Below are 25,956 nucleotides of genomic sequence, written 5' to 3'. Positions count from 1 at the left end.
ATCCCCCAACCTGTAAAGATCCCATTTCTTTTGAGACTCGGAATTTGGATGTCTGAAAAGATCACTGGCAGAATGATGCTGCCCCCGCGTATCCTTGCCTGGTATCCGAAGGCCGCCATCGGCTCGGGCATCATGGAGGCACTTGTTGCTCACGAAGACGGCCGCATGGACCAGCGCATGCTCAAGTTGATCCGCATGACGGCTTCGTATGCGGTGGCCTGTCCATTTTGCGTGGATATGAATTCGTATGAATATCGAAAGTACGGTATTAGCGATGAAGAAGCCGAGGCGTTGCGTGGAGACCCTGAAAAGTGGGGAGTTTTTCGGAACGTGAAAAACTGGCGATTGCCTACACCCGCCTGATCTCCGAAACACCATTGAAGTTTCGGCCTGAAATGGTTGAGAAAGTGAAAGCGGCATTTTCAGAGCGAGAATTTGTAATTCTTGTCAGCACCGCGGCGCAGGTCAATTTTTGGGCGCGGTTGATCCAGGCTTTGGGGATTCCGCCTGCGGGATTTGGAGAATGATTCGCAAGATAACCTACTCCATACTTTAAGTAAAAACAGCGCGGACATTTGTCCGCGCTGTTTTTGAATTGCAGATTATTAGTCGAGCATGCTGGCGGGGATGTTGCCGCCGTTCTCGGCGATCTTCTTGAGAACGGTCTTGTGCAGCCAGACGTTCATCTTGGCCGAGTCGCCCATCAAATCGGCGGGACAACCGAGTTCCTTGGCGAGTTCGTTGCGGGCTTCGCGGCTGCTGTCGATCTCGAGAAGCTTGAGCAAGTCTACAATGGAGACTTTCCAGTCGAGGCCTGAGCCTGCGCCGAGGGTTTCCAACTGCTTAACCACGTCTACTTCCGAGATGGCTTGCACAACGGGCTTCATGGGCTCGTGATTTACAGCCATGTCGTCCTGTACGCGGCGATCAGTCACAGTGCTTGTGCCTGCGGGTTTGGGAGTGGCAGGAGCAGTGGTAGTAGTGGTGGGGCCGTATCCTACGGGCGGTTTAGCGGGTGCGGCGGTTGAAGTGGTTTGGGCGGGAGCGGCGGCAGGGGGTGTCGCTACGGGTTCCTCTTTTTTGAGGCCGAGCTTTTGGAGAATGGTGCTGAAGAAACTCATGGTGGTAATCCTTTCCTTTTGTTTGAATATGATGAATGATTAACTTTCGTAATCAATAAAATAATTATAACCGTTTGTATCCCTGAAAGGTTAATGAAGAGAAAAGATTTAAGCTATATGTGTGGAATAGTACGAAGGACTTCCCTTTATTTTTTTATCATGAAATATAATCTGCTGCATGGAAAATAAAAAGACACCCTTTTGGACTCGTGATTCATCCATTTTGCTTGGCGGATTCTTCGTCACTGTTTTTTTGATCGTGTACATCTGGTGGCCGCTCGCAGAGGAGGTTCTTTCTTACATCGATTGGAACGGTCCGTGGTGGCTGTATATGGATTGGCTGCTGCTTGGCGTGTTTTTTTTCATGTCGGTCACCATTGTGGCGCGCGCGAATCTCAAGACCGATGTGTTGATCGTCTTCGTCGGTATTTGCGGCGGGCTGGCCATCGAATCGTGGGGCACTCAGACCAACCTCTGGCATTACTACACTGCTGAACGCCCGCCCTTGTGGATCATTCCTGCGTGGCCGATCGCGAGTCTCTCAATTGATCGAATCACAAGGTTATTAGGTTGGATAATCGATCAATTCGATAAAAAGATCAAGCTGACTATTAACCATTCACTATTTGCCATTCTCTATTGGATCATTTTCGCTTCTTTCTTAATCCTGATGCTGGTTTTTGTTTCCCCGACATTCGACAAATCCTATACATGGCTCGCGACGATCTTATGCATTTTGCTGATCATCACGCCCACGGACCATCGTTTTGCATTGTTGACCTTTATCGCGGGGGCAGGGCTTGGTTACTTCCTCGAATTGTGGGGGACCACCCGCGAATGCTGGACGTATTACACATTTCAAAAGCCGCCGTTGTTCGCGGTGCTAGCGCATGGCATGGCGGCTGTCGCTTTTTGGCGGGCTGGGTTGATGGTGAAGATGGTAATGGAGAAAGCAGGAATGGCGCGGGAGCAGAGAATAGTGAGTAGCGAGTAGGAAATGTTTGAAATCCACGAGCGGCCTCGTGGATTTTTTATTTTCGGGGAGAGACTGTTCGAGAAAACCGAGCAGGTTTCGGTGGAGGGGGAGGCGCTCTTTTCCTTATTAAGAATCCTATTGACACCGGTATTCGCCAGATATATAATCCTGAAAAATAAACCGACCGTCGGTTTATAAAAGAGGTGTTATGCCTAGAGTTGTTAAAGAAGAAGATTATGCCGCCAGACGCAATGAGATTTTGGATGTGGCTCGAAAGCTGGTTTACACCAGGGGCTATGAGCAGATGTCCATTCAGAATATTTTGGATGCATTGAAGATTTCGAAGGGGGCCTTTTACCATTACTTCGACTCGAAGCAATCATTATTGGATGGTTTGATCGAACGAATGTTGGATGATGCCGAGCAGGTTTTGCGCCCGATCGTTGATGCAAAAGATCTATCTGCCATTGAAAAGATGCGGCGGTATTTCGATACCGCCGGGCGGTGGAAAGTGGCGCAAAAGAAGTTCATGCTCGACTTGTTTCGTGTATGGCGTGCAGATGCAAACGCCATCATGCGCCAAAAACAGGAAGTTGCCTCTATTAAGCGGATCGCGCCGATGCTGACGGAGATCATCCGTCAGGGAATAGACGAGGGCGTGTTTTCTACAAAATATCCCGAACAATTTGGGAATATTTTTGTGGGGTTGTCGCATGGATTTGAAGATAAGTTTGTCGAATTGTTGCTGACAGACCATCCGCCTCCAGATGCAGTACAACAGCTTGAGGCTTTGATCGGCGCTTATTCTGACTCGGTGGAGCGGATCCTTGGCGCGCCGTCAGGCTCTTTGCCGTTGGGTAATATTGCCACGATGAAAGAGTGGCTGCCAAAGTAATAATTGTTTTTGAAGATCAACTCTCGTGTTTTCGAGAGAAAAGGAGTAAGAATGCAACTTTATCTGCGCCTTGCATGGCGCAACATCTGGCGGCATAAACGCCGCACGATCATCATCGTCCTGGCGATGTCTTTGACGCTGGCTTTGATGATGTGGTATGACGGGCTAATGAACGGGTTCACCGATGCGATTTACGGCAACGCCGTGAAAATATTGGGCGGCAACGTTCAAGTTCATGCCGAAGGCTACCGTGCCGAGGCAAATTCAAATCCGCTTTTTCCATTGGTTGATCCGCAAGCGGTGATCAATGCTGCGGAGGCGAATCCACTGACGTTGGCGGCTACACAGCGCATCAGTACGGGTGGGTTGGTCACCAGCCGTGAGGGCGCGTTTTCAGTGGGTATCATTGGTATCGAACCTGAAAAGGAAATGACCGTCAACATCATCGGGCAGAATGTCAAAGAGGGGCGTAACCTCACCAGCAACGATCTCGACAGTGTCTTGATCGGCAAGGGCCTTGCCGATGCGATGGGCGTGAAAGTAGGTGACCGTATCACCATGGTCGGGCGTTCACAGCATGAGCAAATGCGTCAACGTACAATGACCGTTATCGGTATTTTTGATTTAGGACTGACAGACATTGAGAAGCAAAGCGTTTATATCTCACTTGGAGAGGCGCAGGCGCTTTACGAAGTGACAGGTTCCACTGAAGTGGCGATCTTCCTTGAAAAGCTGGGTCAGGAAAGCGCTGTGATCGAATCGATGCAGCCTGGTCTGCCTGGCTATGAGATCGAATCGTTTCAGGCGAATTATCCTGACCTCGCTTCTGCGATCAACACCAAGAGTGGTGTGATGGATGTCTTCAGCATCATCATTATTGCCATCGCGGGTGTTGGTATCCTCAACCTGCTGTTGATGGCGGTTTATGAACGCACGCGTGAGATCGGCGTGTTGGGTGCGATGGGACTCAAGCCGAATCAAATTTCCATGCTGTTCGTTCTTGAGGGCATGATGATCGGGCTGGTCGGCGTCGCGGCAGGTATTATCCTGGGACTGGCGATCAACGGCTATTTGATGAAAGTCGGTCTCGATTTTGGCAATATGACCCAAGCCGCCAGTTACATGGCGTTGATTCAAAGCCGTGCTTACCCAACCTGGGGTATCGAGAAACTGCCTTTGCGCGTGTCAATGATCTTGATCATTTCCGCGCTGGCGGCGCTTATCCCTGCTGCAGAAGCCGGGCGGCGCGAACCTGCCGAAGCCCTGCATTTTGTATGAGGCATTCCTATGATGCAAATTCTTAAAATGGCTTTTCGGGATCTGGGCCGCAACCGCCGACGCAGTTTCTTTTCTGCGCTGGCAGTGGGCGGCGGACTTGCGCTGTTGATTCTTATGTCGTCTGTTGTTGCAGGCGAGATGGGCAGCGCCATTGAGTCTGCCATCAACCTCCAAACCGGGCACATCCAAATCCGCGCGGCGACGTATGATGAAAATAAATCGAGTCTCAAATGGGAAGACCTTGTCTCCAATCCTGATGAGGTCGCAAACAAGATCGCCGCGCTCGATCAGGTCGAAACCGCAACACCGCGCTTGTACGCAAGCGGATTCCTATCCTCAGGGACTCAATCTGCGGGCGCGAGAATCACGGGCATTGACCCGCTTTCACCTGCGAGCGATCCCTACCGCGAAGGGGTTATTAGCGGGGATTATCTTAATCCCGATGACCGTGACGCCTTGTTGATCGGCAAACCGATGGCGGATAAATTGAACTTGGAAGTAGGCGACAGTGTCAGCTTGTCACTTAATACCGCCGACGGTAATGTGCAGGATCAAACTTTTATTGTAAAAGGAATCTACACCACCCATACGTATTCTTTCGACAGTGCGACGGTTTTTCTGCCGCTGGCAAAAGCGCAGGCGATGACGCGGACGGAAAATCATGCCAGTACGATTTTTGTACTGCTTAAAGATACAACATTGACTGATAGCGTTGTCCCCGCGTTGAGCGTTTCTTCAAATTTGGAGATCAAGACGTGGAAAGACTTGAACGTATTATTCGTTGAATATGAGACATTCGCGCAAAGTTACATCGCGATCTTTTACATGATCATTCTGGCGATCTCTGCCTCGGTCATCATCAATACATTGATCATGTCGGTCTACGAACGTACACGTGAAATCGGGGTCCTCTCTGCAATTGGAATGAGAGGCGGGCGCATCATGATGCTGTTCCTCGCTGAATCTTCAATGCTGGCTGTCGGCGGTGTGATGATGGGATTGATCATCGGTGTATTGGCTACCCTGTATTTCAACATCAATGGATTCTACATTGGCGACATGGGATTGAGCGGGATGACGATCGCCGATACGATCTATGCCAAGTTGACGATGGAGAACCTTGTCAATCTGACCATCATGACCTTTGTAGTGACCTTGTTGGCCGGGCTTTACCCGGCAGTGATGGCTTCCCGCATGCAACCGGTCGAAGCCCTGCGCGCAGAAAAATAGACGCGGATCCGAGTCCGCGAGGAGTGCAAAATGGAAGTTGTAAAAATCGAAAATGTAACTCGTGTATATCAAATTGGAAAATTGGAAACCCAGGCATTGCGCGGCGTCAACCTGTCCATCGAAAGTGGAGAATTCACCGCGCTGGTTGGACCTTCCGGTTCTGGCAAGACCACGCTTTTGCAAATGATCGGCTGTCTTGACCAACCCACAAGCGGACGGGTGATCATTGGCGGCAAGGATGTCACCAAACTCAATCGCAACCAGCGCGCCGATATGCGCCGCGGAACGATCGGGTTCATCTTTCAGTTCTTCGCGTTGATCCCCACCCTCACCGCATATGAAAATGTGGAGATGCCCCTCCTGTTGAATGGTCATTCTCCCAAAGAACGCCAGGAGCGCGTCATGGAGCTGCTCAAAGCAGTGGACTTGACCGACCGCGCCAACAACCGTCCCGATCAATTGAGCGGTGGTCAACAGCAGCGTGTGGCAATTGCGCGCGCATTGGCTTCCAAGCCGACGCTCATTCTAGCTGACGAGCCAACGGCTAATCTTGATACGACCAACGGCAAACAGGTGATGGATATTATGAAAAAACTCAACAAGGAAACGGGTGTTACCTTCGTGTTTGCCACTCATGACCCGCGTGTCATCAGCTATGCCTCCCGCGTGGTCACCTTGCAGGATGGTTTGATAGAAAAAGATAGTAGTTCGTAGCGATAAAACGTGTTGGTTTCCGACACGGTGTGATAAAACTTGTTGAAAGAAAATACTTGCCGGGAGCGATCCTTTGGCAAAACCAGTAATGTGGAGAACCATGAAAATGAGAAAGAATCTTTTGATCGTACTGATATTAACTGCCATCGCACTGACTGCATGTGGGGCGCAGGCAGCGCCTGAAGCCGTTCCCACGGTTTCGCTCGACACCACGTCACAATCGTCGTCGGGGAATGCCACTGCTTCCGCAATTGTTGTTCCAGTAACCAAGGTCGAATTGTCGTTTCCGCTTTCAGGCGCGGTGAAAACTGTTGAGGTTACGGCGGGTGATTCAGTAACCGCAGGCCAGCCTCTGGTCACGTTGGATACGTCGATCCTCGAAGCGCGTGTTGCCGAGGCTGAGGCAAATGTCGTAACGGTGACAACTCAATTGACATACCTTAAACGCACAGGCACATCGCAAGAACGCCTTGACGCCGCACAGGCAAACATTGACCGCGCGCAAGCCGCTGTTGAAATTGCCAAAGCGCAATTGACTCAGGCCACTCTCGTTGCGCCGTTCGATGGCACGATCGCTTCGGTTGAAATTTCGCCCGCCGAGTTTGCAAGCCCGGGCCAGATCATCATCGTGATGGGCGATCTCACACACTTCCAAATTGAGACCACCGATTTCAGCGAAAAGGATATTCCTTCCGCATCCATCGGCCAGGCTGCAACAGTTTATATCGAAGCGCTCAATCAGGAATTCACTGGCAAGGTCACCGATATCGCGCGCGTTTCCGAAACTGTCGGCGGTGATGTTGTTTTCAAAGTGACGATCGAATTGGATGACCAGCCTGATGGTTTGCGCTGGGGTATGAGCGCCGAAGTGAAGATCGAAGAAAAGTAACGAGGCGAGAATGAAAAAAAATATTTGGATGACGTTCCTCGCTGCGACTTTGATTCTCACGGCTTGTGGAACGCCTGCCACCCCGACCCCGCCTCCCGTACAGACCGAGGAGCCTGCCACAACACAAACAGGTTTTACCTCGTCTGACGCAGTGATTGCTTCCGCGGAGATCATCCCCGCGCAGGATACACAGATCAGTTTCGTCATTTCCGCGCCGGTGAAGGAAGTGCTCGTGAAGGAAGGCGACGTCGTGACAGCGGGTCAAACCTTGATGACGCTTTATTCGCCCGATCTCGAGCTTGCTGTAACCTCTGCAGAACTTGAATTGAAGGCCGCGGAACTTGAATTCACCTATTGGATTCCTGCCCGCCATGATCGCCCGCCAGAACGGCGGCAGCAAGCCGAAGCAGAACTTGAGCAGGCGAAGAAAAAACTTGAAACAGCCAAAGCCACATTTGCTCAAACATCCCTGTTCGCACCATTTGACGCCACGGTTGTAGATGTGAATGTTCAAGTGGGTGAGCTTGCCCAGGCTGGACGTGCTGTCATCGCCCTGGGTGATATTGCCCACATGCAGATCGAAACAACGGACTTAAGCGAGCGCGATATTCCGAACGTGAAGATCGGTCAGAGCGTGAATGTTTACATCGAAGCACTGGATATTACTGTAACAGGCAAAGTCCTGCGCATTTCTCCCGTTTCAGAAACCGTTGGTGGAGATGTTGTTTACCCTGTCACCATTTCATTGGATGAACAACCCGAAGGTTTGTTTTGGGGGATGAGCGCTGAAGTGGAAATACAAACGCAGTAAAGTGTTTGGGTATGGAAGTAAAATAAGCACGCTGGATTTTATCCAGCGTGCTTATTTTTTGGGCCGCCATCATAAATGCGACACATCCCATAAAAAGGAGAAAAACATGACCACCATCACCGTTATTGGCGCAGGAAGTGCATCGTTTGGAGAAAACACCCTCTCGGCATTGTTGCGCTCGAAAAAACTAAAAGGCTCCACGCTTCGCCTTGTTGATCGCAATGCGCAAAGCCTTGATATCGTTCACAGGCTTGCGAATCGCTTGAATAAGGAGTGGAATTCGGGTTTCAACATCACTGCGCATACAAATCACAAAGACGCATTGGATGGCACGGATTTCGTTGTCTCTGCCATCGAGGTTGGTCCACGTGAGGAATTATGGAAAGCAGACTTTGATATCCCGATCAAATACGGCGTGCGTCAGCCTTATGCAGAAAATGGCGGCCCCGGTGGTTTTGCGCACACCGCCCGCAATGCGATGCCCGTGTTGAGTATTGTCCGCGATATGGAGCAGGCTTGTCCGGATGCGTGGTTTATCAATTTCACCAACCCGATGGTGCGCATTTGTGACCTGGTGAATCGTCACAGCAAGATCAAGGCAGTTGGATTGTGCCATCAGATATTTATCGGTTATTGTTTTGTGGGAATGGTGCTCGCTGAAGAACTCGGCATTGAAGTCCCTAAAGGCATCACAGGAATGCAAGCCGATATGGTGGAGCATGACCTGCGGGACCACGTTGTTCATCAAACCCTGCCGCTGGTGGATCTGCGCGCCGCCGGGACAAATCACTTCACCTGGATACTTTCCCTGCGCGATAAACGCACAGGCGAGGATTTGTATCCGCGGTTCAGGGAGCGTTTTAAGGCCTATGACCCAGCCTTCGAGCCTTTAACCCGTGAAGTCTTCAATGCCTTTGAATTGTTTCCCGTCCCTGGTGATACGCATTTGTGCGAATATCTCCCCTGGCTCAGCGACCCTGTCACCAAACCGTGGGAGAAGTTCAATATCCGCTTGTACGATTGGGATGAGCGTGCCACCCTGCGCGATGTCAGCCTGGACCGTTTGAATGACATGGCCGAAGGCACAGTCGCTATTGATGGTTTGTTGAACACAGATTCTGAAGGTGCACTCGAAATGATTGAGAATATTGCTTATGCAGGCAGTCATTATCATCTTGCCGCCAATCTGCCGAATGTCGGTCAAATTGCGAACCTGCCATTGGGCTCAACGGTGGAGACACCCGTCCATGTCGATGGGGCGGGGATTCACCCCGTGCATGTTGGCGCGTTGCCTGAAGCCGTTGCAGAGTTATGTCGGCGCGAATTGATGGTTGCGCAGCTTTCCGTCGATGCCGCTGTGGAAGGTAGTTATGAAAAAGCATTGCAGTGTCTTTTACTTGATCCAGTCATTACAGATATGCACGTTGCAAAGACTACGCTTGATGATTACTTGATGGCATACAAAGACCATCTCCCGCAATTCCATCGGTGATGGAATTGCGTAATGCAAATGCAATTCGTGTGTTTATCAAGGACGAGCAGAGAACGCTCGTCCTTGATTCTTAAAAACGTTAAAGACATTAATGATTTTGTAGTGCTTGTTGATGATAAAACAATAAAATTGTATTAACATTATCATAATATTTTAAGATAATTGTATGTTCAAAAACCTTTACATCTTTCAATAGTTGTATACAATAAACATATGATAATAATTAATTCATTGATTACAAATCAAATGATGATTGATTATCGATTGAGTGATGAATTAAATAAAAACAATTCGCTGAATTGAATCAAAAATAAAACAAAGAAGGATAATAACAAAGGAAATATTATGTATATCTGTGTATTGACAAGCGTTCCAGACGAAAACGATATCCCCTACGATCCATCTCCATACATGAATGGATATCGCTGGAAGCAACATCTGGTGGAACCAAAGAACGTTGAAAAGCAAATTCGTGATCTTATGGATGAGGGTGTTGACGTGTTCATCAATTTATGTGATGGCACTCCCGATGATGCTCTTTCAGGCATTGCTCTCGTGAATGCGCTCGAAAAACATAACGCCGCTTTTTCAGGCGCCAATTCGAAATTCTTCGATCCCACACGCGATGAGATGAAGAACGCCGCACGCCGCGTTTCGGTTCCCACACCGAATTGGGTTTTCGTGAACCGTGTTGAAGATGCCGAGAAGGTCGCAAAGCGCTTGAAATTCCCCATGCTTGTCAAACCGCCGCACGGATATGCCAGTGTTGGCATCCGCCGCAATTCACGTGTCGAGAATGTTGATCAATTGCGCGAACAGTTGAAACTTGAGATCAACGAATTCGGGCGTGCCTTGATCGAGGAATTCATCGAAGGCCGCGAATTCACCTGTTTGATCGCCGAGAATCCCGAAGACCCGAAGAAACCGCTCACGTTCACCCCGGTTGAATTCATTTTCCCCAATGGTGAATCGTTCAAACACTACGATATGAAGTGGATCGAATACGAAAAAATGTCTGTGGCTGTGGTTGCAGAACCGAAGATCCAGAAAACCTTGCGCGAGCAAACCATGCGTGTCTTCAAAGAGTTGGGCGGCAATGGCTATGCCCGCTGCGATTACCGCATGGATGCCAATGGCGATATTTATATGCTTGAGATCAACCCCAACTGCGGTATTTTCTATCCGCCTCACGAACCGGGTTCGGCTGATTTCTCACTTCTGAATGACCCGGTCAATCATACGAAATTTATGAAGCTGATCATTCGCAATGCCCAAATGCGACAGACCCGCATTGCCGCTGAAAAGATCATCAAACGTCAATCTCGCAAACGCCCCATCGCCGTTGAACAGATGGCATACAGCTAAAACAAAAATGGACACGTACAACGTGTCCATTTTTTATTGCAGTTATCTTTGGATGATGTCTGCGCCGTCACTGGCTTTGCAGACGTAGACACTCGCTTCCAACCCCGACCTTTGCCTGTATGCGGCGGAAACGGCAGTTGTGAACTCTTCGGCATGTTCCTCTTGCACGAGAGCCACAGCGCATCCTCCAAAGCCAGCGCCTGTCATGCGCGCGCCATGGCAGTTGGATTGTTCCTGCGCGCACGCAACGATCTGATTGAGCGCTTCGTTGGTCACCTCAAAATCATCGCGCAGACTGTTGTGACTGGCGTTGAACAACTCGCCCAGCTTTTTAATGTCATTTTGTTTCATCGCTTCAACAGCTTCAAGCACGCGCGCATTTTCGGTGACGATGTGTCGGGCACGTTTGAAGGCATTGGCATTCAAATCGTTATTCTCTTTGGTTCTCGTTTCAAATTCAGCCACACTGACATCTCGCAACGCCTTCACGCCAAACCAGCGCGCGGCTTCTTCGCATTGATTTCGTCTTTCGTTGTAGGCTGAGTCAACCAATCCGCGCCTTGTGGATGTATCCAAAATCACCACGGCCGTACCGTGGGGTAGGGGGGCAAGTTCATATTCCAATGAGCGGCAATCGAGGAATAGTGCATGACCAGCCTTGCAGGCTGCGCTTGCCATTTGGTCCATAATGCCGCAATTGACACCGACCCATTCATTTTCAGCTTTTTGTGCAAGCCTTGCCATTTGCGCTGCATCCCATTCAAAGCCTGAGACTACAGCGAAGGCGCGCGCGGCTGCCAGTTCCACGGCGGCAGAAGAGGACAAACCTGCGCCGCGGGGAACATCGCCTGTCATGATCGCGTCAAAGCCGCGGAGATCGTGGCCAGCATTTTGTAATTGATATGCCACGCCCTTGATGTATTCAGCCCAGCCTTTGCCTTTCGTGAGGGAATGCAGATCGAAGGCTGAATCAGGTCCCAGGTCCGATTCGACCGCGTTTGAACTATCCAGCGAATGAATGCGGACTTGTGAATCCGTTCTGGGAGAAAGCGCGATCCAGACGGCGCGGTCAATGGCCATGGGTAGGACGAATCCATCGTTATAATCAGTGTGCTCGCCGATCAAATTGACACGCCCGGGCGCACGGACTATAAATTCAGGTTTGGTATTAAAATGAGTCAAAAAGGATTGTTCGAGGTTTTTTGTGTCCATGCTTGCTTTTATACCATAGAGGCGATGTGACTGAGCTTGAGATTCTTGAAAAATATGAGCCTGTGCTTCGTTTTGCAAAGAGCGAGCGTTTTTTTCCGATGGCGGTTGAACCGTATCTAGAACAATGTTTGATCTTTCCGAGCGGGCCGCATGGTGTTGTAGAGGCTCTGCTGCATTTAAATGAACCACTTGTTGCGCGGATCGGCAAGTTGAAGAGCGAGCAATTCTTTTTGCGGTTCATCAATAAGCCGTTGAACGATTCTGATGTTTGGGTATGGTGGGCGTTGCTTTCGGCGGCAGGAATGGTGGGGGGATGGTTTGCTGCCAATTTTGCGGGGATCGAAGCTGTTCTTGCGCTTTCATTGCTCGGTGCTTTAGTGATCTTCATGCTTGCCTCTCCGATACGATTGCGGATCATTCCAGCCGCATTGGCCGTCCTGTTCTTTGTTGTTGCGGAGGTTGTGCCTGTTTGGTTCTTTCTTCATCCAAGCCGGTATATCAGTGTTGCGGTGGAATATCTTATCCTGCTGCCAATCTATCTGATTGTATTGTTCTATCTTTCCGTGCGGACGATGAAATTCATCCTTGACCATTTGATTCCGGAGGCTCCCGGCATGGTGATGGATATGCTTTCACAGGCCACAGAGAAGATCGCGCGCGAGTCGTATTTTGAATATGCAAAAATCCTTGAAAAGGATCCGAAGCCGGTCTATTATGGACGCGTCTTGCGGGAAACTGATGCCGAGGCGAATCATTGGACAATTCTGCAATATCATTTTTTCTATGCATTCAATGATTGGCGGCTTGCTGCGAATGGGATGAACCATCACGAAGGGGATTGGGAGATGGTGGCTGTTTACCTGAAAAATGACGAGCCTTATGCGGTTCTTTTTTCACAGCATGGCGCAGGCAATATCGAAAAATGGAGGACGGTCCGTAAGGCTGTGGATGAGCATGGAAATGACACGACACATCCTGTTGTTTATGTGGCGCTTGGTTCACATGCAAATTACAGCAGGCCGGAGGTGATCCGCTCGCCGGTGATGTATAAGCCGGGTAGGCTGCAGCAACTCCTTTTCTGGGTCGATGGCTTTATTCATTATTTGTTTTTATTGCTTAATCCGAATCAACGGGCGCGTCAGATCGCGCTGCGACAATTCTGGACACAGGGCGGAAATTTTCTCACCGAGGAAATGTTTGCCAGCATGCGCGATGAGACCGATCACTACGTGGTGACTTTGCCGATGGAGATCGCTTCCGGGGATGGTCACCGCATTGGGTTGGATGGCCAGAATACACGCGAGGGAATCCTGAAATCCACCAGTTATATCAAGCGGATCATGTCGGACCGGCAGACGACACGCCCGCATGTGAAGGAGTGGCGGCGCGTGCTCTTGAATCCTGAACCGGATTGGGTACAATATAAAGGTTTATGGGGTGTGAAAAGCATGTTAAGCGAAGAATCGGGGCCGCCCGGTCCCAAGTGGGATAGACCAAGGAAGGATCAAATCGGCGTTCAGGAACGGAAACGCTGGGGCAGGCCTCTGGAATGGCTCGCTGAGTTGGAAAATACAGTGCCTAACAAAAAATAAAACATCATATCCAAGGAGAGAAACATATGTCCATTTCGCTGGTTCTCGAAGTTGCTGTTGGTCTCATCGTCGTATATTATATTTTGGGCTCTGTTGTTTCGTTGATCACGCAGTGGATCAATGAGTTCTTTGAATCACGCGGCAGGGCGCTGGAGCAATACTTGATCAAACTGGTTGGCGATAAAAAGATAGGTGACCTGCGAAGCCTGCCGCAGATCCAGTCTCTGCGACCGATCCGATATAAAAACCCGTTGAGTGTGTTTGGGTCTGTTACCGAACCGAAGATGATCGAGAAGATTCCAGTAGCCACTCTGGTGGATGCTTATTTTGACCTTGCAGGCTTGACCGCAAAAAAGGAAATGGAACTGCTTGAATTGGCCGAGTTGGTGGATAGGCTGCCAGATTCGGAAGGTAAGAAGGCATTTATTATCTGGATCAACCAGGGTGTGACCAGCCTTACTGAATTGCGCACGCGTACCACCGCATATTTCAGCGGTATCCTCGAGCAGGCTTCCTCGACATTCCGCGCGCGTGCCCGTAGTTTTGTGATCATTCTTTCCATTGCCATTACTATTTTATTCGGCACGGATACCATTCAACTTGCCAGGAATTTATGGACAAATGCCGAGCTGCGTGCCATTGCCGCCGCACAGGCAAATGCTGTGGTGGCAAGAGAAGGCGCATCAGCTGACCTTTCTGACTTGATCGATGACTTGAGTAAGTATTCGATAAAAATCGGCTGGTGGCAGACTCAGGAGTTCCCAGAAAGCAACAATGTAGGCGACTGGATGTTGTTTATTTTTCTGAAGATGCTTGGATTGGGTGTCACTGCCGCAGCGGTTTCACAGGGATCATCGTTCTGGTATGACCTGTTGAAGAAATTATCTTCTCCCTCCACAAGCACGAGCAGCAGTAAAAGCAGCGGGAGTGGGAGCAGCAGCACAAGCAGCAGTAGCAGCGGATAATCTGGATGAAATAAAAAATTCCGAGGTGATGAGCCTCGGAATTTTTTATTTGGAAGACCATCTCGCGTAAACTGCCTGCGAAAGCAAACGGTTCGCGCTCGTTTCGCGCGTAACCAGTTCGCCGCTGTCTATATTTCCCTTGTATCTTTTCATCATCTCATCCATAGCCTGTGCGATGTGAATGGCGGATGCGCGAACCGCATAAACCGTAACAATGACAAAGAGCGGATTGTCACTCAAACAGGCACGGCACATGTCTAATAAGCTGGGCAGGGATTTGTATACTTCCCATACTTCACCTTTCGGGCCGCGTCCAAATTTGGGCGGGTCGAGAATGATGCCGTCGTATTTCATGCCGCGCTTTTCTTCGCGCTGAACATATTTCACCGCATCCTCCACGATCCAGCGGATGGGTTTTTCGTTCAGGCCAGATAGGCCTTGGATTTTCACGCGCCCACCCCACAGACTTTTTGGAGGCGTCGACGTGAGTCACTTGTGCGCCTGCTGCCGCGGCCGCAAGAGATGCAAGCCCTGTGTATCCGAATAGGTTGAGCACTTTTGCAGGCCGACCCGCTGTTCGGACGGAATCAGCCATAAAGTCCCAGTGAGAGGCGACTTCTGGAAATACGCCGAGGTGACGGCCGGGCGTCGTCATCACGGAGAAAGTCAAATTCTGTACATGGGGAAGTGGATACTTCATCTCCCATTTTTCGGGCAGCTTCTTTTTCTCGACCCAATGCCCGCCGCTTTCTTCGGCTGTGGGCTGGAACACAGCATGGACATTGTTCCACTCTGAGGCAGGCAGCGCGCGACTCCACATGGCCTGGGATTCGGGGCGCGAGAAAATGTATTTGCCGAAGCGTTCCATTTTCAAGCCGTCGCCTGAATCGAGCAATTCATAATCATGCCAGTTGGCGGCTTCAAGTAAGGTGAAGGTGGGGGAGGTTTTCATGAGTCAACAATGCCTTTGCAATATAGGAATGCCCTTCTGCCACTTGATTTCTGCCCATAAAACAGTATAATATGGGAAGAAGTGGTAGAAAGTGGTAAGAGCGCCGGGATGCCCGGCGTTCATCGCATTAAAAGGATAAGTAGCACAAATGTTCTTAGGCCAGTTCCAACACAATCTTGATGACAAAGGGCGCTTGATGATACCGGCGCGCTTCCGTGAGATGTTGGAAGGCGGGGCCTTCATTACACAGGGCTTTGATAAATGCCTCATGGTGATGACCGAGACATATTTCAAGCAGGTCTATGAACGCATCGAAGCTATGAACCTGGCTGACCCGACCGCCCGTTTGCTGCGCCGCTTGATTCTTTCCAATGCTTATCCAATCGAAGTGGATAAGGTTGGGCGCATCCTCGTTCCGCAAAACCTGCGTGCCTTTCTCGGCATTGAGAATGGCGAACTGGTTGTAGCGGGGCAGGGCGAGTACTTCGAAGTGTGGACGCCTGCACAATGGAGCGAGCAAATGACCCAATTGCAGGACACTGAAGCCAACAATGCGCGCTTCTCCACGCTGGATCTTTCAAAGAGTAAGCCATCGTAGTAACGGCTTTAGCCGTTAGGGGCGACTGAAGTCGCCACTACTTATGCAGCATAAACCTGTACTTTACCAAGAGATTATACACGCTCTGCAACCCCGCAATGGCGGGCGGTATGTAGATGGCACTCTGGGCGCGGGCGGTCACGCTCGCGGGATTTTGGAGGCTTGTACGCCAGATGGGCTTTTGCTGGGTCTTGATGTAGACCCGCAGGCTTTGGCGCTTGCTCGTGAGACCTTGGCTCCTTACGAGGGGCGCATTCATCTCGTGCAAGCCTCCCACATTACCCTCAGCCAGCAGCTCGCCGCGCTGAAATGGGACTCGATCGACGGCATCGTCCTCGATCTCGGCGCATCGTCCATGCAATTCGATAACGCCGAACGCGGATTTTCATTCATGCAGGACGGTCCGCTCGATATGCGTTTTGGCGTCAACGCCACCATGAGCGCGGAGGAGATCGTCAACACCTTTGAAGAACGGGAACTGGCCGACATCATCTTCCGTTATGGCGAAGATCGCGACTCAAGGAAGATCGCCAAGGCCATTGTGAGGAATAGACCGCTTCGCACCACCCGTGAACTGGTCGCTGCCATCGAACAGGCTTCTCCCCGCCACGGTGACCGAGTGCACCCTGCCACGCAGACCTTTCAAGCCCTGCGCATCGCCGTCAACGATGAATTGGCCGCAGTGGAGAAAACGCTTCCGCAAGCCGTGGCAGCTTTACGGTCAGGTGGAAGATGCGCGGTGATTTCCTTCCACTCTTTGGAAGATCGCATCGTCAAGGAATATTTTCGAGAGCAGAGCAAAGACATCGTCAATCCGCCTTACGAAAGACTTTACGAAGAGGAACGCAAGGCAGTTGTGAAATTGGTCAATAAAAAACCGCTCACGGCCTCCGAGGAAGAGATAAAAGATAATCCGCGGTCGCGCAGTGCAAAACTTAGAGTTATTGAAAAGATATAAATAGAGAGAGAAGAGCAGTGAACATACCGAACGTCAACCACTACATTCATGCTTATAAGATCGCTCCCTGGCGCGTACAGCGTCAGTGGATCGGCAACGCATTGCTTGCCGTGGTTGCGCTTGCGATGGTCTCCACACTTTACTTGGATGTGACCTCGCAGGCCGCCATTGCCGGCCGCGAAATACAGGATCTCACAGCTTCGATCATCGTCAGCCAGCAGTTGAGTGGTGATCTGCAAACCCATCTCGCTTCATTGACTTCTGCCAGTGTGATGCAGCAGCGCGCACTCGAACTTGGTTTCCGCCCGATGGAATCTGAAGAGGCGGAATATCTTGTGGTGCCGGGCTACGTGGTCCTCGAACCCGATATCCTTTCCTCTGCGCCCCTGCCGCAATTGAGCGCGCTGACTTTCCCCCCCGAATACAATCAATCCCTTTTGGATTGGATGGATAACAAGATCACATCCTCCTCTTCGCGAGGCACACAATGAGACAGCAGTATGCGCGCCGCGCGCAGGTCTTGACCTTCGTCATGGGGTTGATCGCGCTTGCCATCGTCGTGCAAATGACTCGCATTCAGAACAGCGCCGAAGCCGCTGTGTTTCGTCAGCAGGCCTCGAATTATGCCTATGAATTGCGCACGTTCTATCCCGATCGCGGCGAGATCTATGACCGCAACGGTCACTTGCTTGCGGGGAACAAATCCGTTTACGAACTCGGCGTGGATTTGAACACAGTCAGAGACCCGCACGCCATCGCCTTTGCGCTCAGCTCTGAACTCGGCGAAAACTACGACCGCATCATGGATACGATCATTAATCCGCCCGATGGCCTTTCTTATATAGTTGTCGCTGATTATGTCGAATCTTCGCAGGCTTTGAAGTTACAGGAATTAAAGAAGGCTTTGCAGGAACAAGCCCCGGAAGGCACGCTCGGCGGCTTGACCGGTTTGCAGTTTAAATCTCATCCGCAGCGCAGTTACCCTGAATATTCCCTTGGCTCCAATATCATCGGGTTCGTCAATCGTGAGGGGAAGGGATATTTCGGCGTCGAAGAGAAATACGATACCCTGCTCGCTGGAAACCCGGTGCAGGTTCTCGTCCCTACTGACCCGAACAAGGCTTTTGAAATTCCGCGTGTGCCCAATGGCACGACCCTCGTCCTCACCATCAACCGTGATTTGCAATCCGCCGCCGAAGACATCCTCGATCGGTCTCTCATCGAGTATGGTGCGCAAGGCGGCACGATCGTCATCATGGACCCGCGCAACGGCGAATTGCTTGCCATGGCTGTCACCCCGCGCATGGATTTGAACGAGTTCTGGAATTACGGCTCGATCTACGACAACGCCAGTGATTTCAACCCTGCCATCTCCATGCCGTATGAGCCTGGCTCGGTCATCAAGATTTTGACCATGGCCGCCGCGCTTGATTCAGGCACCGTCGTCCCGGAAACAACCTATCTTGATACCGGTTCCATTCTCGTTGGTGGAGCCACCATTCAAAATTGGGATCAGGAACCGTGGGGTGTGCAGGATATGACCGGTTGTTTGCAGCACTCGCTCAATGTGTGTATGGCAACACTTTCCACGCAAATGGGCGCAGGCAGCTTTTACAGCTACATGGATAACTTTGGTCTCGGTCAACTCACCGGCGTGGATCTGGCCGGGGAAGCACCGGGCAGGCTCAAGATCCCCGGCGATGCGGATTGGTATCCTGTTGATCTCGGCACCAATTCATTCGGTCAGGGGATGACAGCCACACCCATGCAGGTGATGATGGCCGCCTCTTCCATTGCCAATCATGGCCGCGTGGTCACACCCCATGCGCTCTACGCCATGATGCGCGACGGACGCCAATACAACGTACCCGCGCAATTCGCAGGCACACCCATTTCACAACAGACCGCCGACATTCTTTCTGGTATGCTTGCAGTTTCACTCGAATCTGAAGGCTCGTTGGCGCTTGTGCCCGGGTATCGTGTTGCAGGTAAAACCGGTACCGCACAGATTCCCGTCAACGGGTTTTACGACAGCACCCAGACCAATGCCTCTTTCATTGGTTGGGGACCCATTGACGACCCGCGTTTCATGATCTATGTCTGGCTTGAACGACCTTCTTCATCGATCTGGGGTTCGGAAACCGCCGCCCCCGTCTTTGCAGAGATGGCGCAAAAAACCGTCATCCTTATGGATATCCCTCCCGATTACATTCGCCAACAACTCGTAGCAAAATAATATGCTCACACTTGCCGACGCCCTTGAAGCCATCACCTCGATTCGCATTGCGAACGCAAATGCCGTCATTACTGAAGCGGCCATTGATTCGCGTCAGGTGATTCCCGCTTCGCTGTTCGTGGCTATTCCCGGTGAAAAAATGGACGGGCATGACTTCATTGCCGATGCATTCAAGAGGGGGGCCTCTTTTGCTTTAACCCAGACAGAGATGCCCGATTCATTTCGGACCCTCGACCTGCGCAATGGCCTATCGGCAGAGTCTCCCCTCGACCTTTCAACTCCTCTCTGCCTGCGCGTGGACAATACCGTCTCCGCCCTGCAGCAGATTGCGCGCTTCTGGCGCCGCAAACTGGATCTGCGTGTGGTTGGCATCACAGGCAGCGTGGGCAAATCCACCACCAAGGAAATGATCGCGGAAGTGCTCGGCACCCGCTATCGCACTCTGCGAAACCCCGGCAATTTGAATAACGAGATCGGCCTGCCTCTCACGATTTTGAAACTCGGTTCGGGTTACGAACGCGCTGTTTTAGAAATGGGTTTTTATGTACCCGGTGAGATCCAATTCCTGTGCGATATTGCCCAGCCTCAAATTGGCGTGGTTACGAATGTCGGCACAGTTCATGCCGAGCGTGCTGGTTCGCAGGAAGCCATCGCCCGCGGAAAGAGCGAATTGATCCAGGCACTTCCCGCCGATGGCGTTGCCATTCTTAATTTCGACGATCCCTGGGTCCGCAAAATGGAAGAGAAATCCAAAGCCCCGGTCTTCTTTTACGGGCTTTCCCCGGAAGCTGATCTGTGGGCCGATGGCATCGAAGGCCTCGGTTTGGATGGGATTCGTTTCCGTTTGCACTACAAAGGCGAGACCGTTCATTCGCACATCCCGATGATCGGACGTCATTCCGTGCACACTGCCTTGCGCGCCACCGCAGTTGGGTTGAGCGACGGGCTGACCTGGCAGGAAATTTTCGATGGTCTTCTGCAGGGACATGCGCAATTGCGTCTCGTTGCCGTTCGCAGCAAAACAGGTGCTTTGATTTTGGATGACACCTATAATGCCTCGCCTGAATCCATGCTGGCCGCGCTTAACCTGCTCGATGAAATGGACGGACGCAAGATCGCCGTGCTGGGCGATATGCTCGAACTGGGGCCCTATGAAAAGCAGGGACACGAGATGGTCGGCATGCGCGCCGCTCAGGTCGCCAGGACTTTGCTCACGCTGGGTCCGCGCGCGCATATGATCGCTGATGCCGCGCGCCGTGCTGGTATGAAATCTGCCAACATTTTGGAATTCGAATCTTCCGAGCCGATCATTGACTGGCTAAACAAGCATCTCACCTCGAACGACGCTGTGCTCATCAAAGGCTCACATGGCTTGCGCATGGACCGCATTACCGCCGTATTGGAGATTCAATCTTGAGACAGATCGCCCTTTCACTCAGTCTGGCAGGCCTCTCTTTTGTGATGACGGCCATTTGGGGTGGTCCTCTGCTTCGCATTCTGCGCCATTACAAGATCGGTAAGATCATCCGTGTGGAGGAACCCGGTCATCATGGCGTGAAAATGGGGACGCCCACCATGGGCGGAGTCATGTTCATTTTTCCGGTGCTGCTGTTCAGTGGTTTGCTCAATGCGGCGGCGTTGATCGGCGGGCTTTCCGGCGCGGTGGGGGTGGGACGTTCCATTTTGCTGCCGATGGCGGTGATGGCAGGATTTGCCGTTCTCGGCGCAGTAGACGATTGGGAAGGCATTCGTGGAAAACGCAAAGGCGACGGTATGCGCGCCCGCACGAAGTTCATGTTTCAGGTGCTTCTTGCGCTCGTGGCTGCTTATATTTTGAAATATCAAATGGATGCGCCGGATATGTATTTCCCCGGCATTTTCTTCAAGATTGAGCTTGGCTGGTGGTACGTGCCGATTGCCGCCTTTATCATCGTGGCTGAATCAAATGCGATCAACTTCACAGATGGTCTTGATGGCCTGGCTGGCTTGATCGCCGCGACAGCCATCGCCGCATTCGGCGGCATCGCTTTGATGCAGGAACAGGTTTATATCGCCCGCTTTTGTTTTATTTTGGTCGGCGCACTTTTCGGCTTTTTGTGGTTCAACGTGCACCCCGCCGAATTGTTTATGGGTGACACGGGCTCGCTCTCGCTTGGCGCGGTGCTGGCTGTGGTCGCATTGATGGAAGGTCAGTGGCTGATGCTGCTGATCATCGGCATCATCCCGCTCAGTGAAATGTTGAGCGTGGTGATCCAGATCGGTTATTTCAAATGGACAAAGGGCAAGCGTTTCTTCAAAATGGCGCCCATCCATTTGCATTTTGAATTGCTTGGCTGGAGCGAAACACAGGTTGTGCAGCGCTTCTGGCTCATCGGCCTGATGGCCGCGTTGATCGGAATAGGATTGTCGCAAGTTTAGAGAATAGTGAATAGGTGCGGGTTTCAAAAACCTGTAACCTGCAAACTTTCAAACAATGATGACCAACTGGAACGGAACCCGCACCCTCATTCTCGGAGCAGCACGGCAGGGAATTGCCCTTGCCCGCTGGCTCTCCCGTCACGGCTCAAACGTGACCTTGAGTGATTCGCGCTCACTGGAGCAGCTCGCTTCCGCTCGTGAATCCCTTGCGGATACGAATGTGACATGGGCGGCGGGCGGTCATCCGTTGGAATTGCTGGATACGACCGATGTGCTTTGTCTTTCCGGCGGCGTGCCGTTGACATTGCCCATCGTGCAGGAAGCGGTCAAGCGCGGCATTCCGCTCTCGAACGACACACAGATATTCATGGAAGTCGTTCCATGTAAAACGATCGGTATCACCGGCTCGGCAGGCAAAACCACCACGACGACGCTGGTTGGGAAGATGGCGCAAAGAACAAAGGATGAAGGCGGAAGGATGAAGGATGAAGAGAGCAAAAATTCATCTGCTGTGCAAAGCATTCATCCTTCGGTTTTTGTCGGCGGCAACATTGGTGACCCGCTCATCAACTACGTGGACGACATGACTGCCGATGACCTCGCCATTCTCGAAATTTCATCCTTCCAATTGGAGCAGATGACGATCTCGCCGAACATCGCAGCCATTTTGAATATCACGCCGAATCATTTGGATCGCCACGGCACGATGGAAGCGTACACAAATGCCAAGGCGCGTATTTTGGAATTTCAAACTGAAAAAGACACTGCCATTCTCAGCCATGACGACAAAGGTGCGTGGAATTTACGCAACAAGGTCAATGGCAAGCTGCTGACATTCAGCCTATATGATCTGGCCGAAGGCTTGAACGGCGCGTATATGCACGAGGATGGATTGTTAAGCCTGCGCGATGGGTATGCCTACCTGCCTTTGATGCTGCGCGAGAAAATCAAATTACCCGGCCTTCACAATGTGGCCAATGTGCTGGCGGCCTTCACCATCGGTCACGCGGCTGGATTTAAATTGGATGCCATGCTCGAAGCTGTGGAAGAATTCCGCGGCGTGGCGCACAGGCTGGAATTTGTCCGCGAATTGCGCGGCGTGCGCTGGTACAACGGCTCGATTGCCACTGCGCCAGAGCGAAGCATGGCAGATATCCATGCTTTTGACGAGCCCATTGTGCTCATGCTCGGCGGGCGTGACAAAGACCTGCCCTGGGATGAAATTGCAAAACTGATTCACAAGCGCGTGGATCATGTAGTGCTCTTTGGTGAGGCGGCGGAACTGATTCAGAAAGCCATATCAGCCGTCGGCGGAGAGCGAAGCGTTGATCTTCGTCGCGCAGAGCATCTTAAAGAGGCTGTGGCCCTCGCGGCGGAAGTTGCCAGCGCAGGAGACATCGTCCTGTTTTCGCCGGGCGGTACGAGTTATGACGAGTTCAAGGATTTTGCTGAGAGAGGAGAGAACTTTAGAAAATGGGTACAGGAGCTTTCGTGAACGGACAGACCTACAAGAAGCCGCGCTTCACCGGTGGCTTTGACATGCCGCTGCTGGTAGTGGTGGTGTCTTTGGTCGTGTTTGGTTTGTCCATGCTTTATTCCTCTTCGTGGGATTTCTCGCTCGGCGCCTATGGCGATGCGATGTACATGTTCAACCGCCAGTTGACCTGGCTTGGACTTGGACTATTTGCCGCACTCGTACTTGCGTTCTTCGATTATCACAACTGGCGCAGGTTTGTGGTGCCAGCCATGGCGTTGACCATTGGTTTGTTGATCGTCGTTTTGTTGATGAATGAAATTCGTTTCGGTGCGAAGCGCGCCATCCTCGGCGGTTCGGTGCAGCCTTCTGAATTGGCGAAACTGGTTTCGATCCTTTATCTCAGTGTCTGGCTGTATGCGAAACGCCAACATCTGCACGATATTTCACTTGGTTTGATCCCGCTGGGCGTGATCCTCGGTGTGGTGGGTGGGTTGATCTATCAACAACCCGACCTGAGCGCCGCTGCGACCGTGCTCATGCTGGGCGGTTTGCTTTTCTTCCTTGCAGGCGGTGATTTGAAACAGATCGGCGTTTTGCTCATCGTTGCAACTATTGCCGCATGGTTTGTAGCTTCCATTAGCGCCACGGGTCAACAACGCGTGGGTGATTTTCTTGCAGGCATCAAAGACCCGTTGCAGGCTTCATATCATGTGCGCCGCTCCTTTGAAGCCATTGTCAATGGCGGATGGTTTGGTGTGGGCCTTGGCCAATCGCAATCCAAACTCACGGGGTTGCCCGTGCCTCCCACCGACAGCGTCTTCGCAGTTGTGGTTGAGGAACTTGGCTGGTTTGGCGCGGTTGGTTTGATCGCCTTGTATGGTTTTCTCGTCTGGCGCGGATTGGTCATTGCGCGCCGCGCACCTGACATGCTCGGCACACTGCTCGCCACCGGGCTGGTTACATGGATCGCCATTGAGGCCCTGGTCAACATGGCGGTGATGGTGGGCCTGCTGCCCTTCGCAGGCAACGCCTTGCCCTTTATCAGTGCGGGCGGTTCGAATCTTGTAGCCACGCTTGCCGCGCTCGGCATTATCTTTAATATCTCTCGCCAGACAGGCGAAGGCACGATCTCAGATGACGAATGGAGGTCTTACAGTGCGGTTGTTAATTTGCGCTGGTGGAACGGGCGGCGGGGTTTATCCCGCGCTCGCCGTACACAACGCGCTAACCAGTCAGCGCCCGAAAGTTGAAACACTTTGGGTCGGTGGTGAAGGCGGAATGGAGGAGGAACTCGTGAATCGCGCGGGCATCTCTTATCGCTCCATTCCTGCGGCGGGTGTGCATGGCGTTGGCTTGCGCGCACTGCCGGGTAACATCGCAAAGCTCACGCGCGGTGTGCTGGCTTCACGCCGCATCCTGCGCGAGTTCAAGCCCGATGTGCTCTTCTTCACCGGCGGCTTCGTTGCCGCACCCATGGCCGTTGCTGGAAGAAATATTCCGACCGCGTTGTACGTGCCCGATATCGAACCCGGGCTTGCGCTCAAGTTCCTTTCCCGTTTTGCGGATGTCGTCACTGTGACCGCACCCGACTCGAAAAAGTATTTCACTCGCCCGGAAAGACTCGTCCTCACCGGCTATCCGCTTCGCTCCGACCTTTCAAACTGGTCCCGCGAAAAAGCGACTCAGCACTTTGGGCTGAATCCACAAATGCCCACCCTGCTCGTCACCGGCGGAAGCAAAGGCGCGCGCTCGATCAATATGGCCGTGTTGAAACATCTCCATGAATTGCTCGGTGCGGCGCAGATCATTCACATCACAGGCTCATTGGATTGGCCTGTCATTGAGAAAGCCGCCCAGGAATTGCCCGTGGATTTGCAGTCACGCTACCATGCCATGCCTTATTCTCATGAAATGGGCGCTGCCCTCGCTGCCGCAGATTTGGTCATCTCGCGTGCGGGAGCTTCTGCACTTGGAGAATATCCCTTCTTCGGTCTGCCCGCTGTGCTTGTGCCGTATCCATATGCATGGCGTTATCAAAAAGTGAATGCAGATTTCCTTGTTGAAAAGAACGCGGCAGTCCTTTTGCAGGATGAATTCCTGCAAGAGAAACTTCCGTCTGTTGTGAAAGATCTATTGTTGAACAAGACCAAACTCGAATCCATGCGCGCCGCAATGCAGGCTTTATCGCACCCTGACGCGGCGGGCAGTATCGCCAGCCAGTTGGTTAAATTGGCAGGAGCACAGCCCTTATGATGAGCGTTGTTTATATCTTCTGGATGTATGTCCTCCTCTTTGGCATCGTCGGCGCCATGCGCGGATGGGCCAAGGAATTGATGGTCATCTTCAGCGTGATCACCGCGCTGGCGGTCAACCTTCTGCTGGAGAAATACATTCCCCTTGTCCGCGACCTCGATAAAACCACCAGTTCCGTTTTTTGGATCCGCAGCATCATCCTGATCACACTGGTTTTCTTCGGGTACCAGACTGTGAACATCTCGCGCTTTGCCTCCAAGGCTGCACGTGAGCGTTTACAGGATTCCATGTTTGGCTCGGTACTGGGCGGCTTTAATGGCTATTTGGTTGCAGGTTCCGTTCTTTTCTACAACCATATGGCAAACTACCCGTATCCGCACATCATCAGCCGGGCCGTCGACCCTGCCATCGCCCAGGCAATTGAAACGATGATGAAATACATGCCCCCGCGCTTTTTGGGCGAACCAAGTATATACTTTGCAGTCATCATCGTTTTGATCTTCATTATCGTGGTGTATATCTAG

Annotated in this window: 27 protein-coding genes; 23 read left to right on the top strand and 4 right to left on the bottom strand. The window is 51.7% G+C overall.

Translation table 11 applies throughout. The annotated features are described in order from the left end of the window. The first annotated feature begins 48 nt into the window (after positions 1-48). Both IPI86_RS17745 and IPI86_RS17740 read left to right on the top strand, forming a co-directional pair. Complete coding sequence (locus IPI86_RS17745; RefSeq protein WP_345299344.1) at positions 49-363, top strand: carboxymuconolactone decarboxylase family protein; 315 nt, start codon at positions 49-51, stop codon at positions 361-363. Continuing rightward, the gene (locus IPI86_RS17740; protein WP_345299343.1) at positions 312-527 is read left to right on the top strand and encodes a hypothetical protein; all 216 of its coding nucleotides are present in this window, start codon (positions 312-314) and stop codon (positions 525-527) included. Before IPI86_RS17745 ends, IPI86_RS17740 begins: the two co-directional genes overlap by 52 nt. Before the next feature lie 78 nt (positions 528-605). Here IPI86_RS17740 and IPI86_RS17735 read toward each other — a convergent pair whose 3' ends face one another. After that, positions 606-1,121 (bottom strand): DUF3597 domain-containing protein, encoded by a 516-nt coding sequence (locus IPI86_RS17735; RefSeq protein ID WP_345299342.1) that lies wholly within the window; start codon positions 1,119-1,121, stop codon positions 606-608. Between the two features lie 178 nt (positions 1,122-1,299). Here IPI86_RS17735 and IPI86_RS17730 point away from each other — a divergent pair, with 178 nt between their 5' ends. The 9 genes from IPI86_RS17730 to IPI86_RS17690 all read left to right on the top strand — a co-directional run bounded on the left by IPI86_RS17730 (position 1,300) and on the right by IPI86_RS17690 (position 10,771). Beyond that, positions 1,300-2,115 (top strand): hypothetical protein, encoded by an 816-nt coding sequence (locus tag IPI86_RS17730; RefSeq protein WP_345299341.1) that lies wholly within the window; start codon positions 1,300-1,302, stop codon positions 2,113-2,115. A 190-nt stretch (positions 2,116-2,305) separates the two neighbouring features. Then, positions 2,306-2,992 (top strand): TetR/AcrR family transcriptional regulator, encoded by a 687-nt coding sequence (locus IPI86_RS17725; RefSeq protein WP_345299340.1) that lies wholly within the window; start codon positions 2,306-2,308, stop codon positions 2,990-2,992. A gap of 51 nt (positions 2,993-3,043) precedes the next feature. Beyond that, positions 3,044-4,270 carry an FtsX-like permease family protein gene (locus IPI86_RS17720; protein ID WP_345299339.1) on the top strand — a complete coding sequence of 409 codons (1,227 nt, stop codon included), beginning with the start codon at positions 3,044-3,046 and terminating at the stop codon, positions 4,268-4,270. A gap of 9 nt (positions 4,271-4,279) precedes the next feature. Then, a complete protein-coding gene (locus IPI86_RS17715; protein ID WP_345299338.1) occupies positions 4,280-5,500 on the top strand; it encodes an ABC transporter permease in 1,221 nt (406 codons plus the stop codon). Between the two features lie 30 nt (positions 5,501-5,530). Then, complete coding sequence (locus tag IPI86_RS17710) at positions 5,531-6,214, top strand: ABC transporter ATP-binding protein (RefSeq protein WP_345299337.1); 684 nt, start codon at positions 5,531-5,533, stop codon at positions 6,212-6,214. A 106-nt stretch (positions 6,215-6,320) separates the two neighbouring features. Further along, positions 6,321-7,103: an efflux RND transporter periplasmic adaptor subunit gene (locus IPI86_RS17705; protein ID WP_345299336.1), complete on the top strand. Its 783-nt coding sequence runs from the start codon at positions 6,321-6,323 to the stop codon at positions 7,101-7,103. Positions 7,104-7,113: 10 nt separating this feature from the next. Next, positions 7,114-7,914 (top strand): HlyD family efflux transporter periplasmic adaptor subunit, encoded by an 801-nt coding sequence (locus tag IPI86_RS17700; protein WP_345299335.1) that lies wholly within the window; start codon positions 7,114-7,116, stop codon positions 7,912-7,914. A 106-nt stretch (positions 7,915-8,020) separates the two neighbouring features. Then, the gene (locus IPI86_RS17695) at positions 8,021-9,406 is read left to right on the top strand and encodes a hypothetical protein (protein ID WP_345299334.1); all 1,386 of its coding nucleotides are present in this window, start codon (positions 8,021-8,023) and stop codon (positions 9,404-9,406) included. A gap of 345 nt (positions 9,407-9,751) precedes the next feature. After that, the gene (locus IPI86_RS17690) at positions 9,752-10,771 is read left to right on the top strand and encodes an ATP-grasp domain-containing protein (RefSeq protein ID WP_345299333.1); all 1,020 of its coding nucleotides are present in this window, start codon (positions 9,752-9,754) and stop codon (positions 10,769-10,771) included. Positions 10,772-10,813: 42 nt separating this feature from the next. Here the strand turns inward: IPI86_RS17690 and IPI86_RS17685 are convergent, their stop codons facing one another. After that, complete coding sequence (locus IPI86_RS17685) at positions 10,814-11,983, bottom strand: galactokinase (RefSeq protein ID WP_345299332.1); 1,170 nt, start codon at positions 11,981-11,983, stop codon at positions 10,814-10,816. A 26-nt stretch (positions 11,984-12,009) separates the two neighbouring features. Between IPI86_RS17685 and IPI86_RS17680 the strand changes: the two genes are divergently transcribed. Beyond that, the gene (locus IPI86_RS17680) at positions 12,010-13,575 is read left to right on the top strand and encodes a hypothetical protein (protein WP_345299331.1); all 1,566 of its coding nucleotides are present in this window, start codon (positions 12,010-12,012) and stop codon (positions 13,573-13,575) included. A 26-nt stretch (positions 13,576-13,601) separates the two neighbouring features. Further along, the gene (locus IPI86_RS17675; protein ID WP_345299330.1) at positions 13,602-14,540 is read left to right on the top strand and encodes a hypothetical protein; all 939 of its coding nucleotides are present in this window, start codon (positions 13,602-13,604) and stop codon (positions 14,538-14,540) included. Positions 14,541-14,585: 45 nt separating this feature from the next. On the opposite strand, the gene IPI86_RS17670 is transcribed toward IPI86_RS17675, so the two are convergent. Further along, positions 14,586-14,894 carry a hypothetical protein gene (locus IPI86_RS17670; protein ID WP_345299329.1) on the bottom strand — a complete coding sequence of 103 codons (309 nt, stop codon included), beginning with the start codon at positions 14,892-14,894 and terminating at the stop codon, positions 14,586-14,588. After that, positions 14,836-15,492: a hypothetical protein gene (locus IPI86_RS17665; protein ID WP_345299328.1), complete on the bottom strand. Its 657-nt coding sequence runs from the start codon at positions 15,490-15,492 to the stop codon at positions 14,836-14,838. Before IPI86_RS17665 ends, IPI86_RS17670 begins: the two co-directional genes overlap by 59 nt. A 148-nt stretch (positions 15,493-15,640) precedes the next feature. On the opposite strand from IPI86_RS17665, the gene mraZ reads away from it, so the two are divergent. Genes mraZ through IPI86_RS17615 form a run of 10 tightly spaced genes read left to right on the top strand, consistent with a single transcriptional unit; the run spans position 15,641 to position 25,956 of the window. Beyond that, entirely contained in the window at positions 15,641-16,090 is a 450-nt protein-coding gene (gene mraZ / locus IPI86_RS17660) for a division/cell wall cluster transcriptional repressor MraZ (RefSeq protein ID WP_345299327.1), read from the top strand. Positions 16,091-16,133: 43 nt separating this feature from the next. Continuing rightward, complete coding sequence (gene rsmH / locus IPI86_RS17655; protein ID WP_345299326.1) at positions 16,134-17,048, top strand: 16S rRNA (cytosine(1402)-N(4))-methyltransferase RsmH; 915 nt, start codon at positions 16,134-16,136, stop codon at positions 17,046-17,048. Between the two features lie 17 nt (positions 17,049-17,065). Continuing rightward, positions 17,066-17,539, top strand: coding sequence for a hypothetical protein (locus tag IPI86_RS17650; RefSeq protein WP_345299325.1), 474 nt, complete (start codon positions 17,066-17,068; stop codon positions 17,537-17,539). Continuing rightward, on the top strand, positions 17,536-19,284 hold the full coding sequence (locus tag IPI86_RS17645) for a penicillin-binding protein 2 (protein WP_345299324.1): 1,749 nt from the start codon (positions 17,536-17,538) through the stop codon (positions 19,282-19,284). The genes IPI86_RS17650 and IPI86_RS17645 overlap by 4 nt, the downstream gene beginning before the upstream one ends. Position 19,285: 1 nt before the next feature. Then, positions 19,286-20,701: a UDP-N-acetylmuramoyl-tripeptide--D-alanyl-D-alanine ligase gene (murF, locus tag IPI86_RS17640; RefSeq protein ID WP_345299323.1), complete on the top strand. Its 1,416-nt coding sequence runs from the start codon at positions 19,286-19,288 to the stop codon at positions 20,699-20,701. Continuing rightward, positions 20,698-21,702, top strand: a complete 1,005-nt coding sequence (gene mraY / locus IPI86_RS17635) for a phospho-N-acetylmuramoyl-pentapeptide-transferase (RefSeq protein WP_345299322.1) — start codon at positions 20,698-20,700, stop codon at positions 21,700-21,702. Before murF ends, mraY begins: the two co-directional genes overlap by 4 nt. Before the next feature lie 55 nt (positions 21,703-21,757). Further along, positions 21,758-23,197 (top strand): UDP-N-acetylmuramoyl-L-alanine--D-glutamate ligase, encoded by a 1,440-nt coding sequence (gene murD, locus IPI86_RS17630; RefSeq protein ID WP_345299321.1) that lies wholly within the window; start codon positions 21,758-21,760, stop codon positions 23,195-23,197. After that, positions 23,176-24,429 carry a putative peptidoglycan glycosyltransferase FtsW gene (locus IPI86_RS17625; RefSeq protein ID WP_345299320.1) on the top strand — a complete coding sequence of 418 codons (1,254 nt, stop codon included), beginning with the start codon at positions 23,176-23,178 and terminating at the stop codon, positions 24,427-24,429. Before murD ends, IPI86_RS17625 begins: the two co-directional genes overlap by 22 nt. Then, positions 24,335-25,432: an undecaprenyldiphospho-muramoylpentapeptide beta-N-acetylglucosaminyltransferase gene (murG, locus tag IPI86_RS17620; protein WP_345299319.1), complete on the top strand. Its 1,098-nt coding sequence runs from the start codon at positions 24,335-24,337 to the stop codon at positions 25,430-25,432. Before IPI86_RS17625 ends, murG begins: the two co-directional genes overlap by 95 nt. Then, positions 25,429-25,956 carry a CvpA family protein gene (locus IPI86_RS17615; RefSeq protein ID WP_345299318.1) on the top strand — a complete coding sequence of 176 codons (528 nt, stop codon included), beginning with the start codon at positions 25,429-25,431 and terminating at the stop codon, positions 25,954-25,956. The genes murG and IPI86_RS17615 overlap by 4 nt, the downstream gene beginning before the upstream one ends.

The organism is Candidatus Villigracilis affinis, assembly GCF_016705895.1.
Lineage (GTDB): Bacteria > Chloroflexota > Anaerolineae > Anaerolineales > Villigracilaceae > Villigracilis > Villigracilis affinis.
This window is presented reverse-complemented; position numbering and strand designations above follow the sequence as displayed.